The sequence below is a fragment of the Hymenobacter monticola genome (assembly GCF_022811645.1).
GTDB lineage: Bacteria > Bacteroidota > Bacteroidia > Cytophagales > Hymenobacteraceae > Hymenobacter > Hymenobacter monticola.
In genome coordinates, this window is record NZ_CP094534.1 from 610,325 (window position 1) to 625,173 (window position 14,849).

At 64.7% G+C, this 14,849-nt stretch carries 9 protein-coding genes; 3 read left to right on the plus strand and 6 right to left on the minus strand.

Going from position 1 to position 14,849, the window contains the following annotated elements:
- Nucleotides 1-17 precede the first annotated feature (17 nt).
- The 3 genes from MTP16_RS02850 to MTP16_RS02860 all read left to right on the plus strand — a co-directional run bounded on the left by MTP16_RS02850 (nucleotide 18) and on the right by MTP16_RS02860 (nucleotide 3,339).
- Complete coding sequence (locus MTP16_RS02850) at nucleotides 18-1,613, plus strand: hydroxymethylglutaryl-CoA reductase (RefSeq protein WP_317244088.1); 1,596 nt, start codon at nucleotides 18-20, stop codon at nucleotides 1,611-1,613.
- Nucleotides 1,614-1,727: 114 nt separating this feature from the next.
- Nucleotides 1,728-2,474: a hypothetical protein gene (locus MTP16_RS02855; protein ID WP_243515798.1), complete on the plus strand. Its 747-nt coding sequence runs from the start codon at nucleotides 1,728-1,730 to the stop codon at nucleotides 2,472-2,474.
- A 166-nt stretch (nucleotides 2,475-2,640) separates the two neighbouring features.
- Nucleotides 2,641-3,339 (plus strand): hypothetical protein, encoded by a 699-nt coding sequence (locus MTP16_RS02860; RefSeq protein ID WP_243515799.1) that lies wholly within the window; start codon nucleotides 2,641-2,643, stop codon nucleotides 3,337-3,339.
- A gap of 93 nt (nucleotides 3,340-3,432) precedes the next feature.
- Here the strand turns inward: MTP16_RS02860 and MTP16_RS02865 are convergent, their stop codons facing one another.
- From MTP16_RS02865 to MTP16_RS02890, 6 genes are all read right to left on the minus strand, one after another.
- The gene (locus MTP16_RS02865) at nucleotides 3,433-3,972 is read right to left on the minus strand and encodes a hypothetical protein (RefSeq protein WP_243515800.1); all 540 of its coding nucleotides are present in this window, start codon (nucleotides 3,970-3,972) and stop codon (nucleotides 3,433-3,435) included.
- A 94-nt stretch (nucleotides 3,973-4,066) separates the two neighbouring features.
- Complete coding sequence (locus MTP16_RS02870) at nucleotides 4,067-5,272, minus strand: homogentisate 1,2-dioxygenase (RefSeq protein ID WP_243515801.1); 1,206 nt, start codon at nucleotides 5,270-5,272, stop codon at nucleotides 4,067-4,069.
- Between the two features lie 220 nt (nucleotides 5,273-5,492).
- On the minus strand, nucleotides 5,493-7,166 hold the full coding sequence (locus MTP16_RS02875) for a S41 family peptidase (RefSeq protein WP_243515802.1): 1,674 nt from the start codon (nucleotides 7,164-7,166) through the stop codon (nucleotides 5,493-5,495).
- A 578-nt stretch (nucleotides 7,167-7,744) separates the two neighbouring features.
- Entirely contained in the window at nucleotides 7,745-8,020 is a 276-nt protein-coding gene (locus MTP16_RS02880) for a PID-CTERM protein-sorting domain-containing protein (RefSeq protein ID WP_243515804.1), read from the minus strand.
- Nucleotides 8,021-8,026: 6 nt separating this feature from the next.
- Nucleotides 8,027-13,654 carry a T9SS type A sorting domain-containing protein gene (locus MTP16_RS02885; protein WP_243515806.1) on the minus strand — a complete coding sequence of 1,876 codons (5,628 nt, stop codon included), beginning with the start codon at nucleotides 13,652-13,654 and terminating at the stop codon, nucleotides 8,027-8,029.
- Between the two features lie 42 nt (nucleotides 13,655-13,696).
- On the minus strand, nucleotides 13,697-14,746 hold the full coding sequence (locus tag MTP16_RS02890; protein WP_243515808.1) for a right-handed parallel beta-helix repeat-containing protein: 1,050 nt from the start codon (nucleotides 14,744-14,746) through the stop codon (nucleotides 13,697-13,699).
- Nucleotides 14,747-14,849 lie beyond the last annotated feature (103 nt).

The window sequence follows — 14,849 nt, forward strand, 5'->3', positions numbered from 1 at the left end:
GCGCCTTCCGGCCCGCCTTGTTCATTCATCCTCCCAAGCCCACCGCTCCCATGGTCTTCACGCCCAGCCCCATGCTCCTCAAGCTGCTCTACACGCGCGGCAGCCTGCACAACCTGCCCAACAACGCGGGCGTGGCCTTCAGCATCAAAAACCGGCTCGACACCGTGAAGGTGACCGGTTTTAAGCAGGTGAAGATTGGGGAGACGGTGGTGCCGGCCGAGAACATCACCGTGGACCTGGGCGACGGCGAGCAGCGCCCCGCCAGCCAGATAAACGCCGACGGCCAAGCCATCGACCTGCCGGTGGGCCGCTCCCTCACCATTCGGCTGGCCACGCCGGCCCTGGCCGAGGGCATGCACCCGGTGCAGGCCTGGTTCTCGACCGATGCCTTCGGCGACCTGCACGTGGAGGTAGAAGACGCCATTGTGAGCGCCGCCAACCACAAGCCCCGCATCCCCCGCTCCGACGAAGACGACTACGCCGAAGCCGCCATTGCGGCCCGGCAGCGCTTCGCCGAGGAGTTTTCGGGCCAGGAGTTCAAGCACCTCAAGCAGTATTCGTTCGATGCCCACGTCCTGAAGGGCAACTGCGAGCATTTTGTGGGCGTGGCCCAGATTCCGGTGGGCCTGGCCGGGCCGCTCACCGTGAACGGCGAGCACGCGCAGGGCGACTTCCTGATTCCGATGGCCACCACGGAGGGCACGCTGGTGGCCAGCTACAACCGCGGCATGCAGGTGCTCAACCTGTGCGGCGGCGTGAAGTGCACCGTGGTGGGCGATGCCATGCAGCGGGCGCCGGTGTTCGTGTTCGAGGATGCACGCGGGGCCCGCGACTTCGGCAAGTGGGTGGAAGACAGCATCGACCAGATTCGGCCGCAGGCCGAAAGCACGTCGAGCGTGGCCAAGCTGCAGTACATCGACACGTATCTGAGCAACAAGTTTGCCTACCTGCGCTTCAATTTCAGCACCGGCGACGCCGCGGGCCAGAACATGGTGGGCCGCGCCACCTTCGCGGCCTGCTCTTGGATTCTGGAGAACTACAAGGGTCCGAAAATCGAGCATTTCTACCTCGAATCGAACTTTGCCACCGACAAAAAGGCCTCGCAAATCAACGTGATGCGCACCCGGGGCAAGCGCGTGGTGGCCGAGGCCGTGGTGAAGCGCGACGTGCTGATGCAGCGCATGCGCGTGACGCCTGAGCAGCTGGCCTATCACGGGCAGGTGAGCAACGTGGGTGCCTTCATTTCGGGCGCCAACAACAACGGCGCGCACTCGGCCAACGGCATCACGGCCCTGTTCATTGCCACCGGCCAGGACGTGGCCAACGTGAGCGAATCGAGCGCGGGCATCCTGTATTCGGAAGTGAACAAGGACGGCGACCTCTACATCAGCATCACCATCCCCTCGCTCATCGTGGCCACCCACGGCGGCGGCACCGGCCTGGCCACCCAAAACGAGTGCCTGCAGATGCTGGGCTGCGTGGGCCGCGGCACGGTGCGCAAGTTTGCCGAAATAGTGGCCGGCGTAGTGCTGGCCGGCGAGCTGAGCCTGGGCGCTGCCATTTCGAGTTCCGACTGGGTGAGCAGCCACGAGCAATACGGCCGCAACCGGTAAGAACGTGTACCCCGAAGCTCCGCTTCGGCCCGCGTCGGGAATCGTTCAACGGGCCGAAGCGGAGCTTCGGGGTACACGTTCTTACCGGTTCTACCATCTTCCACTTCATCCCCCATGAAACTCCCCTTTACCCTCCTGTACGCCGCCTTTGCACTCATCATCAGCAGCTTGCTCACGCCGGCCCGTGCCCAGCCCACCTACTCGCGCGACCTGGGCGAGCTGGCGCTGGGGATTTACCAGCAGGCCAACTCGCCCGGTGCGCTGGAGCGGATGCGCAAAGACCTCATCAAGGCGCCGGAGGCCTACCTCGTCAGCATCGACCAGCCGGGCGTGCTGGTGCTGCCCAACAAGCGCCGCGTGCGGGTGCCGGCCATGAAATACAACGTGGCCCTGCGCCTGCTCGAAGTGCGCGACTCGACCGGCAGCCACGTGTGGCCCCCCGGCAGCCTCGACGGCTTTTACATGGGCAAGGGGGCCGACACGCGGCACTTTCGCACTTTTCTGGTGCGCAACAGCGGCACCGAGCGCAACTTCGTGGAGGTGCTGACCGCCGACGACAATGCCTTTCTGGTGCTGGCCGTGCTGCACCACTACGTGCACGACGACGCCGTGCTGGACCCCGTGCTGCGCACCGAAGTTCGTCCGGCCCGCACCGAGATTGGCCAGGTCGTCGTGGCCGGCCCGTCCGTGACGCCGCAGGAGCCGCTGCGGGCCATCTCCCTCAACCGGAAGGAGGTAACGCGGCTGTTTGGCACCCGCGCGCCCCAGGTCGAGGCCTACGCCGCCAAGGAGCACCTCAGCTACACCGACCTGGCCCAGGTGTTGCGCATGGTGGAATACTACAACCTGCAGGGGAAATAGCCATATTCCGACGGTGATGCGGTGAAATTCAACCGTTAAGCTCTTGGATACTGGCCACATCTTTGCACCGCGGCCGCCGCTGACGTTGTAATTTTGCGTCTTGCCTCGGCTCTTTTTAACCTCATTATTCGTGAAATCCTTTTATTCGTTATTGACCTTTTTCGCCATGAGCACGGCCTGGTCCACGCCCGCCGCTGCCCAAATCTCGCGCGACGTTGCCGATGCACGCGCGGCCTACCAGCAAGCCAACACGGGCGCGGTGGCCGAAGGCTACCGCGCTTCGCTGAAGCAGCAAACCAGCGGGTTCGTAGGCGGCTCGGCTTTTCAGCTGGGCTTCCTGCGCACCGCCGATGGGCGCACCCTGCTGGTGCCCGGCTTGCGCTACCACGCCGGCCTGCACCTGCTCGAAGCCCAGGATTCCATTGACCTCGAATCGTCGCATTTGTGGCCCACCGGCAGCCTGCGCGGCTTCGACCTGGGCGAGGCCGGCGACCCCGCCGCCCCGGTGCGCCGCTTCCGCTCGCGCCTGGTGAAAGAAGGCAGCGCCGGCACGCGCCGCGAGTACGTGGAAGTCCTCACCGCCATCGACGCCGGTCCGCTGCTGCTGGGCTGGCTGTACGCCCCGGCCGACGATACGCCCACCAGCAAGCGCCCCCTGGTGGGCACGCTGGTGGCCGGCCCCGGCACCGTGGGCAACGAGCCCCTGCGCCCCCTCGAGCCCTCCGAGGCGGCCGTACTGCGCCTCTTCGGCGGCCGGGCCAACGACGTGCGCACCTTCGCCACCACTCAGCACCTCGACTACACCCGCCCGGCCGACATCGCCAAAATGATGGACCACTACAACCGCATTGCAGTGGTAAAATAACGCGCCGGCCCGGCAAGACGCGCGCTAAAGTTGTTAACAAAAAAGCCGACCCTTGCAGGTCGGCTTTTTTGCTATATGCCCGGTTAAGTCGCCTTATAGCGAGTTGGCCGTCACCTTAAAGCGCGTATCGGAGCGGATGGTGAGCGAGTCGCGGATGAAGTAGTTAGGCCGCTGCCGGCTGTACACCGTCAGCTCGTAGGTTTCCGATTTCAGGTATTCGTCGAGCCGTTCGGTGGTGGGCACCAGCGTCAGGGTTTTGGCTCCTCGGGGCGGGTTGTAGAGGTAAGCCAGCATAATCCGGTTGTTGGTTTTCGGCGTATTGATGTACACCTTGAGGCTGTCCAGAAAGTCGAAGTTGAGCGTGCTGGGGCTCACCAGCGTGAGCTGCATCTGGTCGAGCAGCACGTTTTTGACTTTGTCGCGCGTGGTTTTGTTGTTGCGGAACGAGGCCTCCGAGTTCGTGATAATGGAAACCGGCTTGGGCAGGCCCGTGTAGAAGATGCTGGGCGGGGGGATGCGCGAATTCTGCGACACATCTACCGTAAACGTCAGCAGCTCATCGAGCGCGTTTTTTTTGCAGCCGAATACCGTTAGCAGCACCAGCGCGGGGCCGAGGAAAAGCAGTTTTTTCATAGATGGTCGAACGGTTGGTTAGGTTTCGGTATACGCAGCCCGGCCGCTAAAAAGTTTGCCACCCGGCAGCATTCTAAAGTTAAGCACCCGCCGCTTAATCCATCATATCGGCCGAACGGGGCGGGTCGGGCACGAAGCCGGGGTTCCAGCTCATGGGGTAGCGGGCGTCCACATAAGGCAGCGCCGCCTCGGTGAGGTAGAGGGGGCGGAAGGTGTCCACCATCACGGCCAGCTCGTGGGTTTCGGTTTTGCCAATGCTGGCTTCCACCGTGCCGGGGTGCGGGCCGTGCGGCAGCCCCGTGGGGTGCCAGGTAAACGACGCCAAATCAACCCCTTTGCGCGACATGAAATTGCCGGCCACGTAGTACAGCACCTCGTCCGAGTCCACGTTGGCGTGGTTGTAGGGCGCCGGAATGCTGAGCGGGTGGTAGTCGAACAAACGCGGCACAAAGGAGCAGATGACGTAGTTGTGCCCCTCAAACGTCTGGTGTACGGGCGGCGGCTGGTGCAGGCGTCCGGTGATAGGCTCAAAATCGTGGATGCTGAAGGCGTAGGGGTAGAAATACCCGTCCCAGCCCACCACATCGAAGGGCGTGTGCGCGTAGGTCAGCTCGTGCAGCATGCCTTCCTTCTTCACGCGCACCACGTAGTCGCCCTCGGGCTGCTCGTGGGGCAACAACTCAGTGGGCGGGCGCATGTCGCGCTCACAGTAGGGCGAGTGCTCCAGCAGCTGGCCGAAGTGGTTGCGGTAGCGCCGCACCGTTTCCACGGGGCTAAACGACTCGATAATCATCAGCCGCACCGGGCCTTCCTCGAAGTGCAATTGGTGGATAATGGTGCGCGGCACCACCACGTAGTCGCCGGGCTCGAAGGCCACCTTGCCCATCTGGCTCCACAGCTCGCCGCGGCCTTCGTGCACAAAAATCACCTCGTCGGCCTGGGCGTTCTTGTAGTAATAATCCATCCGCTTCTCCGTGGGGTTGCAGATGCTCATGGTGACATCGGCGTTGCCGAGCAGGGTTTGTCGGGCGGCCAGGTAGTCGCCGCCGGTGCTGGTTTGGGCCAGCGTGCGCAGGTGCTCGGGCTGCAGCGGCCGGTCCTTCAGCAGCTTGGGCGCGTAGGGCCTGGGCTCGCCCACGTGCTTAATCTGGGTGGGCGGGTGCACGTGGTAGAGCAGCGACGACACGCCGTGAAAACCCAGCGTGCCCACGAGCTGCTCCGAATACAAGGAGCCGTCGGGCTGCCGAAACTGGGTGTGGCGCTTGCGCGGAATCTGGCCGAGGCGGTGGTAATGCGACATGGGCGGGTGGGATTTCAGGGGTGGATTGGGCCCGTGAAGTTACGAGTACCGTTTGTCATTGCGAGCGCAGCGAAGCAATCCGTCCTGTCAAAGCCAGACACGTTCTTTTGCGACAAGCTCCGGTAATGCACAGCGCTAAGGCTTTGTCACACTTATCAGGCTGGTCGCTGAGAACAGGACGGATTGCTTCGCTGCGCTCGCAATGACAACAAGGCCTCCATTACTTCCCCAGCAGCGCCAGCTGGGCCGAGCTGTCGCCCACGGCGTGCAGGGCGCTTTGCAGCTCGGCGTCCTGCTCGCGCAGCACCGTGTAGTAGGGCACTAAGCCGTAGGCGCTACGGGCGATGTAAGCCTTGAGCAGGTTGCGCAGCAGCGGCGCGCAGCGGCGCACGGTGGCCGGGTCGGCCTTCACGCCGTCCTGGGCAGCCTGGGCGGTCAGGCTCGCCAGTTGCGTGTCGGAGATGCGGAAGGTGGCGTTGAATTGCTCGAAGCGCAGGCCTTCCAGCTCGGCCTTGTGGCCCTGGTAGAAATTCAGGGCGAAGGCGCGGGCCACGCCGTGGGCAAGTAGCTTGGTGTAATAGGCCGAGTGGGCCACCGAGTCGCGCGGTACAAACACGTCGGGCATGATGCCGCCGCCGCCGTACACCGGGCGTCCGTGGTCGGTGCGGAATTTCAACTCCTTGGCAAAGCGGACGCTGTCGGCCGACTGCAGCTCGCCACGGGCGGCGCGGTGGGCCACGTCGGCGCTGTATTCGGCGTAGTTGGCGCCGTAGGGCTTCTGAATGGAGCGGCCCGCCGGCGTGTAGTAGCGGGCAATGGTGAGGCGCAGCTCGCCGCCGTCGCTCAGCGCGATGGGCTGTTGCACGAGGCCTTTGCCGAAGGTGCGGCGGCCCACCAGAATGGCGCGGTCGTGGTCTTGCAGGGCTCCAGCCACTACTTCGGCAGCCGAGGCGCTGCCTTCGTCTACTAATACTACTAAGGCGCCTTCCTCAAATTCGCCGGCCACTTTGGCGTAGGTCTGCGAGTCGTACTGCTCGCCCTTGCCGTCGGTGTACACGATTTTACGCGAGCCGCCGATGAACTCATCGGCCAGGCGAGTGGCGCGGTCGAGGTAGCCGCCGGGGTTGCCGCGCAGGTCCAGCACGAGGCGCGTGAGGCCCTGCCGGCGCAAATCGACCAGCGCGGCTTTGAACTCATCATAAGTATTCGAGGCAAAGCGGCTCACCTTAATGTAGCCGGTCTGGTCGTCGACCAAATAAGCGGCGTCAATCGACGAATTGGCAATGCGGCTGCGGGCAATGCTCAGGCGCAGCGGCTGGGCCAGGTGCCGGCGGCGCAGCTCCAGCATGAGGCTGCTGCCACGCGGGCCGCGCAGCAGCTCGCTGAGGCGGGCCGTGCTGAGGTGGGCGCCCGACACCCGCTTGCCAGCTATGCTCAGAATCTGGTCGCCGGGCTGCACGCCGGCTTGCTCGGCCGGGCCGCCGCTGAGCGGGGCCACCACCGTCATGGTATCGCGGAAAACGTTGAATTCGATACCGATGCCGTCGTAGTCGCTTTGCAGGAAGGCATCGGTTCTGTCCCGGTCACGGGCCGGGATGTACACGGAGTGCGGGTCGAGCTTTTCCAGCATCTGCACCACGGCGTAATCGGCCAAGCCCTCGGTGTCGACCGAGTCGGCGTAGTCGCGGTCCACGTAGCTCAGGATTTCTTTGAAACGCAGGTAGCCGCGGGCCGTGGCGTCGGGGTTTTCCGAGGAGGGCCGGAAGGGGTTGTTGGCCACCAGCGCGCCGGTGCCCATGGCCAGCAGTAGCATCAGGATTTGCCGCAGCCCGGCCCGCCGCTTCGTCGCGACGGGCCGGGTCTTCCCTAAAGAATTGAGCGGCGAAATAGGCATGTAAAGTATAGAAGTGCTCGAATAGAGTATAGCGTAGCGTAGGTCAAAACTATTGAAATTTTCTTAGCTCAAAACCTCAATACGTTCAATAACCTGAATTTATTCAATAAATACAACAATGTGTCTCTAAAACGCAAAATAAAGCATATCACAACGGCATATTGCAATTATTACCTTAGCCGAAGCGCTTATTTAATGCATGGCAAAATTATAATTTTGCTAATACATATTTTAAAGCAATTCGATGAGCCTGCAGGGTTTGTCGCTCAATCGGCTCTTTTCCGATGCCAGTGATATACAGCGCGAAAATTCGATACGAATACGGTTGAGCTTTGGATTTGGTCCTATCTGCGCGGGGCTTCCACGGCTCAAAGCGGCGTCGTTAGTAGGAGGTAGGCGCGGGGCCTGCCCCCGCCTATCGTTGAACGGAATCTTGCGGGCGGCGCGGATGGATGGACGGGGGCAGGCCCCGCCCCTACCTCGTTCGATGGCTTGCCACCGGCCTCACCATCTGAAAACAAAAAAGGCTGGCCCCTTGCGGAAGGCCAGCCCTTTTTTTCAACTATCGAAATGTCCGACTACGCCTTGCGGGCGCGACGCAACCGCCGCAACGCGTAGCCCACGCCGCCGGCCAGCAGCAGCGAGGCGCCGCCGTCGATGGGCACGTCGGTGGGCGTGACGGGCGGAGTGGGCGTGCCGGGGCCAGGACCGCCGGAACCGGGCTGCGCCCCGGCCGAGAAGCTCAGCAGCAGGCCCAGCCCGCACAGCAGCAGGAAGCCCGGCCGCCGCGTGGGGCGCGTGGTGCCCCCGGCACGAAGCCGGGGACACGGGAGCGAAACAAGTTTATTGTTCATAGCGCGTTAGTTAAGTACCAGTTTGCGGGTGAGCACGCCCGTGGCGGTGCTGAGGCGCACCGTGTACACGCCGGCGGCCAGGCCGGTGGTGGGCACCGACAGGCGCAGGGTGCCCGTGGGCGACGTGGCGGGGCCGGCGGCGCTGTACACGCGCTGGCCAATGCTGTTGAGCACTTCCAGGCGGGCTTTGGCCAGGGCCGTGGCCTGGCCCGACACCACTACTTGCACCACGGCCGTTTGCGAGTTGGCTGGGTTGGGGTACACCTGCAGCTCGGCGAAGGGCTGGGTGCTGGCCGTGGTAGCCAGCGGCCCGGCGGCCGGGTTAAGGTGCAGCACGAAGCGGCTGGTGCTCAGGCCCTGCGCCAGCGTGGCGGTGTAGGCGCCGGTGCGCAGGTTGTGCCAGGTGCCGCGGAGGCGGTCTTCCAGGTAGAGCGTGGCCGTGGCCGGGAAGTTGTCGAGGCGCTGCGGCGTGAAGGTGAACGTGCCGCCCGTGGGGGCATTCACGCCCAGCGGCAGGGCCTGGGGCTGAGTACCCTCGGGCAGGCCCTGGATGCTCAGGCTTTCGGGGCCGGCCTGCTGGTAGAGCGTGGGCTGCTGCCCACCGTTGAGCACCACCTTGAGGGCGTCGTAGTGGCTATCGAAGGCGGCGGTGGCGCCGGCTTCCTGGTACACGTAGAGCACATCGGCCAGGCTACCGGCGGCCGGAGCCTGCAGGGCCAGCTCCAGCATGGGGCGGGTTTCGGCCGTGTTGCGGTACTGCGTGGGGCTGGTGTAGGTGGTTTCGCGGGCGGCGTTGGTGAAGGTGAGCGTGGGCGAGCCACTGCTTACCCGGCCAAAGAAAGCCTGGCCCGAAGCCACAAGGTTAGCCCCGGCAGGCCCGGCGCCGTTCACGTAGCCCACGTAGGAACCCGCATACGGGCCGCTGCTCTGGTACACGTACAGCGCGTTGTCCATGCCCGTGGGGCGGGTTAGGTTGTTCCAGTTCAGCGGGGCCGGGTAGGGGTTGCCCAGCAGTTGCCAGCCCGAGTTGGCGGTGGCGCCGCGGCTCATGGTCAAGGCGTAGTTGCCGGTGCGCAGGGTGCCCGTCAGGTTGAGCGTAGCCGGGGCCAGGTTCACGGTGAAACCCTGGCCGGCCGTCAGCGGGTCGGAAGGGGCGGCGGGCGACTGCCAGCCCTGGTCAAACGTGCTGCTGCCGGCGGCTGTCAGGCGCGTCTCGTTGTAGGTGAATACCGTCGGGAAAGGGTTCACGGTATTGCCGGCCGTGTTGTAGGCTGGGTTCACCACCGGAGCGGGGCTGCCGGCGCCGTGCAGGTCGGCCACCGTGGCGCCGTTCACCGGCGAGGCAAAGTGGCGGTAGCCGAGGCCGGCGTTCAGGGCCGGGCTCACGTAGCGCTGGGCCGTGGCCGCGCCCGTCACCACGCCGCCCCCGGTGCGGTTCACCACCATGGCGGTGCCCGTTGCGTCCGATTCCAGCGTCAGGTTGCCGTTGGAAGCCAGGTTGCCGAGGTTGAGCGTGAGCACGCGGCGCAGGCCCAGGGTGGTTTGCAGCGTCACGCCCGCGGGGTTGTTCAGCGTCACATTCTGGAAGCGCACGGGGTTGCCGCTGATAACCTGGGCCGTGGGACCGCCGCAAATCAGGTTGCCCGAAGCCGCGTTGAGCGTGCCGTTGTTGGTCAGGTTGCCTTTCAGGTACAGGTTGCCGCTGATGCTCATGGTGGCGCCGCTGGCCACCGTGAGGTTGGTGAGCGGGAAGAAGCCGGCGCCCAGGGCCGGATAGTTGCCCAGGCTGCCCGGAATCATCACCGTGCTGGTGCTGTCGGGCACTTGGTTGCAGCTCCAGTTGGCGGCGTTGTACCAGTTGGTGTCCGTGGTGCCGAGCCAGGTGTTGAGGCCGGCGGCGGTGACACTCAGGTTGGTGCCGTTGTCGGCACCTACGGTGTTCGGCTGGCTGCCCACCACCCGGATGCGGTAGCCAATGCCGGCCACCGTATTGCCCGGCACGAAGCCGGCGATGGTGCCCGTGCCGGTACCCGTCAGGGTGCCCAGGCTCACCGGACTGGCAAACGAGCCGCTGGCGTTCGATAGCTGGGCCGTGAACACATTGCCGGCCGTGAAGCCCGTGGCCGTGAACGGCACGCTGAGGGCCGTGCCCGCGCAGTAGCCGCCCGTGAGGGCCGCCGTCTGAATGCTGGCCACCACTACCGGCGCGTTCACCACCACCGTGGTGCTAACCGTAGCCGAGCAGCCGTTCAGCGACACCGTCACCGAATACGTGCCGCCATTGGCCGTGGTGGCGCTGCTGATGCTCTGGTTGGGGCCGGTGGCGGTGTAGCCGTTCGGGCCGGTCCAGGCGTAGGAGGCGCCGCTGATGCCCGTGGCCGTGAGCGAGATGGTGCCGCCCGAGGCCACCGGCGAGTTCGAGCCGGCCGAAACCAAGCTCAGGTTCGTGATGGTCAGACTGGAGCCGTTGTCGTTGCTGACGATGGCCGGGCTGGAGCTTTGCAGGCGAATGCGGTAGCCGGTGCCCGACGCCGAGGCCGGAATGGTTACCATCAGCGTATCCGTCGTGACAGCCGTGCGGGCCACCGAGCGGATAACCGTACCGGGCGAGAACGCGCCGCTGGCATCCGAAAGCAATGCCGTAATGGTGTTGCCGGCGTTGAAGTTCGGGCCGCCGGCCGTGTAGCGCAGCATGTATACATTGCCCGCGCAGAGCGGACCAGCTAGCGGGGTCAGCGACAGCGTGGTCACGGGCACGGCGGCATTCACCGTCACGGGCGTGCTGGCCGAAGCCGAGCAGCCGGCCGCGTTGGTGATGGTGAGCGTGTAGTTGCCCGACTGCGCCGGGGTGGCGTTGGTCAGACTCAGGTTCTGGGTGTTGCCCACGGTGGCGGTGCCGCCGCCGTTGTACTGCACCGTCCACAGGTAGGAGTTACCAGTGGCGGCGGGGCCGCCGTTCAGCACGATGGTACCACCCGAAGCCACCGGCGAGTTGCTGGTCGCCGTCACCGTCGGCAGAGCGTTCAGGGTGATGTTCGAACCGTTGTCGTTGCTCACGATGGTGCTCGGGTTCGAGCCCACCAAGCGCACGCGGTAGCCGGTGCCCACCGAAGTGCTGCCGGGAATGGTAATCGAAACCGAGCCATTACCCTGGCCGCTGAAGGCCACCGAGCCAATGCTCACCGGCGCCGCAAACGAGCCGCTGGCATCCGAGAGCTGAGCCGTGATGGTGTTGCCGGCCGGGAACGGGTTGCCCGACACCGCGAAGCTGATGCTGCGCGACGCACCCAGGCAAATCGGACCATTGAAGGCCGTCAAAGCCAGAATCGGGTCCGTCGAGGGTTGCACGGTCACGTCCACGAAGCTGCTGTAGCTGCAGGTTCCCAGCGTCACGGTCAGGTTGTAGCGGGCTACGCCGGCCGTGGTGGTGCTGGCCGTGGGGCTGGCTAGCGTGGAGCTGAAGCTGCCCGGGCCGCTCCAGGCGTAGGTAGCGCCGCTGTAAGTTGGCGACACGCTCAGGTTGATGGGCGCGCCGTTGGCCACCGAGGCGGGGCCGGCGGCCTGGCTCACCGGCGTGGTGCCAATGGTGAGGTTGGCGCCGTTGTCGGTGCCCGTCACCGCCGGGTTGGAGGCCACCACCCGCACGCGATAGCCATTGCCGGCCGGCGTGGCCTGCGGAATCACGCCCGTGAGCACACCGCCCGTGGCGTTGATGCTTTGCAGCGTGCCCAGCAGCGGCGCATTGGCCGCAAACACCCCGCTGGCATCCGACAGCTGGAAGCTATACGTGTTGCCCGTCGCGAAGCGCGCCGTGTTGGTGCTGAAGGGCACCGTGAGGGTGTTGCCCGTGCAATACGAGCTGGCCGAAATCGTGCCCGTGGCAATGGCCGGCGGGTAGAGGTAGCTGGCCGAAGTGCAAGCTGTGCCGCCCGCCGTGGTCACGCAAATCTGCCCATCGGTGCCGCCCACTGGGGCTACCACCGTCAGGCCGGTGGTCGTGTTGTTGGTGATGGAGGCGGTGGCGGGCGTGCCGTTGAAGGTCACGGCCGTGGCGCCGTCCAGGTCGGTGCCCGTAATGGTCACCACCGTGCCGGCCGGGCCGGTGGCGGGCGTGAAGTTGGTAATCACCGGCACCGGGCAGGTAGTCGGGAAGAAATACACCCCGGCGTTGGTGAGCTGGATGCCCTGTGAGATGCCACTGGGTAGCGTGAGGCGCAGGCGCACCCCGCGCACGTTGTTCTGCACCGTGGCCAGGGTACGCGTCACGTTGAGCGGCGCAGTCATGCTGGCCGGCAACGTGGCCGTATAAGTGTCAACCTGGCTCCAGGCGCTCAGGTTGCCCGATACCTCCACGGTCAGCGTGTAGCTTACGGCCGTGCCGTTCACGTTGCGCAGGGCTAGTTGCACCTCCGAAACGGTGCGCAGCGTGCTGGCACCCAGGTCTGCCTGGGCGTAGTAGCCGTTGAGGAAGGTCGAGGAGCTACCCGTCACGGACCCGCCGTTGAACATCTGCTCCACGGCCGTGGCCGTGATGCCGGAGCCCGTGTAGCTGGCCGCGGGCTGCCCGGCCGCGTAATTGGGCGAGTTGCTGCAGCCACTCTTGGCAAACGCCCGGCTCAGCACCTGGCTCCACATGCCGTTGGCGTCGCGCACCCGCACGAAAATCCGGTGCTGGCCGCTGGTCAGGCCGCTGGCGTCGGCCAGCAGGTTGAGGTTGGTGAGGTTGGTGGCCGGCGTGGGAACGGGCACATTGGTACCCAGTCCATAGCCGGGGTCGGCGTCGAAGTAATACTCTGCCTTGTTCAGGTTAGGAATAGCCGCCACCGTGGGGTCTTCCACGTAAAATGCCCGGTTTAAGGTCTGGCTCCATTTGTTATTAACGTCGCGCACCCGGTAGTACAAGGTATGGAAGCCCACAGCCAAGGTGCCCAGGCCCACCGAGAAGCTCACGCCCGTGGCATTGGTGCCGCCGCCTGTGATGGGCGCGCTCTGGCCCTGGCCGTAGCCGGGGTCGCTGTCCACAAAGTACTCCACAGCCGCCAGGTTGGCGGGCGCAGCGGTGCTGCCGGCCGGCTCCACGTAGAAAATCTGGCGGTAGGTCTGGCTCCAAGCGCCGTTGGCGTCGCGCGAGCGCACGCTCAGCGAGTGGAATCCCGCGCTCACGCTGCCCAACCCCACCGTGAAGGCTACGCCTGCCGCGTTGGTGGCGCCGCCCGTGATGGCAATGGCCGTGCCTTGGCCGTAGCCGGGGTCGGTGTCGAGGTAATACTCGGCACCCGCCAGGGCGGGCACCGGGGCCGTGCTCGACGCCGGCTCCTTGTACAGAATCTGGCGGTAGGTCTGGCTCCAGTTGCCAGCGCCCGCCCGCGAGCGAATGAACAGGCTGTGGAAGCCCGAAGAAAGCGACGTCAGGTTGACCGTGAAGGGCAGCGCCGCAATGTTGGTGCCTGGCGTGGCGGGCAGGGTCACGGCCGTGCCCTGGCCGTAGCCGGGGTCGGTATCGAAGTAATATTCCACCCGGTCGAAACTGGGTGCGGTTTGGGCGTGCAGGGGCGAAAACAAGGCCCCCACCGCCGCCAGCAATAGCATCGCCAGGCCTAGCCCGGTATGCCGTATCAAGCGCAGCAGGTCCATAAACAGACGCAGAAAAACACCCCGCAAAGGGCGTCGTTCGCTTTAGTTATTGGAACGGGTGCTGATGGTGGCGTTCAGGCTGTTGCCCGACACCGCCTGGTTGAACTGGTAAATCGACGGCACGTTGGGAATGCCCGCGATGCGGTAGGGCAGCGTGCCGCCAAAGGCGCCCACGTCGGTACCGCTCTCGCCCGTGCCAAGGGCCGGGCTGCCCGTGCGCAGCTGAAACGCACCGTCCGTAGAGGCGGTGCCGCCCACGAAGATGGACGAAGGCGCAACACCCGACTGGTTGCCATTGGCCGTGCCGAAAGCCGCGTTGCCGCTGATGTTGTAGCTGTAGGCGTTGTTGCGCGGGGTGAAGTTGCTGCCTGTGCCACTGGTGTAGGTCAGGATGTTATTCTTGATTACCGCGTTGTCGATATCGATGCCGTAGCCGCTGTTGCCCGCCAGGTCGCCAATCACGTTGTTGGAAATAAGGATGTTGCCAAGGCCAGCGTAGCTCCCCGAAGTCGAGATGCTAGCACTAGCCAGAATGTTGTTGTTCAGGCTCACGTTGCTGACGGTGGTGGCGCCGTTCGTGTAGAAGGCCACCGTGCTGGTGATGTAATTCTGACGCACAATAGCCGTATTCAACGTCGCATAAGCACCCGAAGTGGCATTGTAGCCAATGTAGACCGTGCTGTTAATCCGGTTCCGCTCCACCGTGATGCTGCTGGCCGCGATGGAACAGAAGCCGTTGATGTAGCAGCCTGTGATGCGCGAGCCCGTGCTGCCTGCGGCGAAGGTGACACTCCCGGTCACCGATTCCCGCTTGTCGAGTTGCAAGGTGGGGTTCTGGTTCAGGTAATACCCGTTGCCGATAATGGTGAGCGGGCGCACGCACAGCAGGTTGCCGTAGGAAATGTCCGAGGGCTCCAGGTAGATGATGTCGCCGGCGCTGGAAGCGTCGTGGGCCGCCTGCAGGGTGGAGTAGATGTTGACGCCCGCGATGGTGAGGCCCGTGTTGTTCACGCGGCGGATGGTTTGGGCCTGGGCCAGGTGGGCGGCGGCCACGGCCAGCACGAAAAGGAAGGAAGCGAAAAGGTTTTTCATGGTACTGAAAAAAGGTTGAAAAATGGGATGAAAGGATGGGTGAAGGGAGCCCGAAAAGCCGGCTCCATAAGCTCAGCCGGATGCAGATGATTGCCTGTTGCCC

What these genes read in the sequence shown, in the direction of transcription:
- MTP16_RS02855 (WP_243515798.1), top strand. Translation starts at nt 1,728, where the DNA reads ATGAAACTCCCCTTTACCCTCCTGTACGCCGCCTTTGCACTCATCATC.
- MTP16_RS02860 (WP_243515799.1), top strand. Translation starts at nt 2,641, where the DNA reads ATGAGCACGGCCTGGTCCACGCCCGCCGCTGCCCAAATCTCGCGCGAC.
- MTP16_RS02865 (WP_243515800.1), bottom strand. Translation starts at nt 3,972, where the DNA reads ATGAAAAAACTGCTTTTCCTCGGCCCCGCGCTGGTGCTGCTAACGGTA.
- MTP16_RS02870 (WP_243515801.1), bottom strand. Translation starts at nt 5,272, where the DNA reads ATGTCGCATTACCACCGCCTCGGCCAGATTCCGCGCAAGCGCCACACC.
- MTP16_RS02875 (WP_243515802.1), bottom strand. Translation starts at nt 7,166, where the DNA reads ATGCCTATTTCGCCGCTCAATTCTTTAGGGAAGACCCGGCCCGTCGCG.
- MTP16_RS02880 (WP_243515804.1), bottom strand. Translation starts at nt 8,020, where the DNA reads ATGAACAATAAACTTGTTTCGCTCCCGTGTCCCCGGCTTCGTGCCGGG.
- MTP16_RS02885 (WP_243515806.1), bottom strand. Translation starts at nt 13,654, where the DNA reads ATGGACCTGCTGCGCTTGATACGGCATACCGGGCTAGGCCTGGCGATG.
- MTP16_RS02890 (WP_243515808.1), bottom strand. Translation starts at nt 14,746, where the DNA reads ATGAAAAACCTTTTCGCTTCCTTCCTTTTCGTGCTGGCCGTGGCCGCC.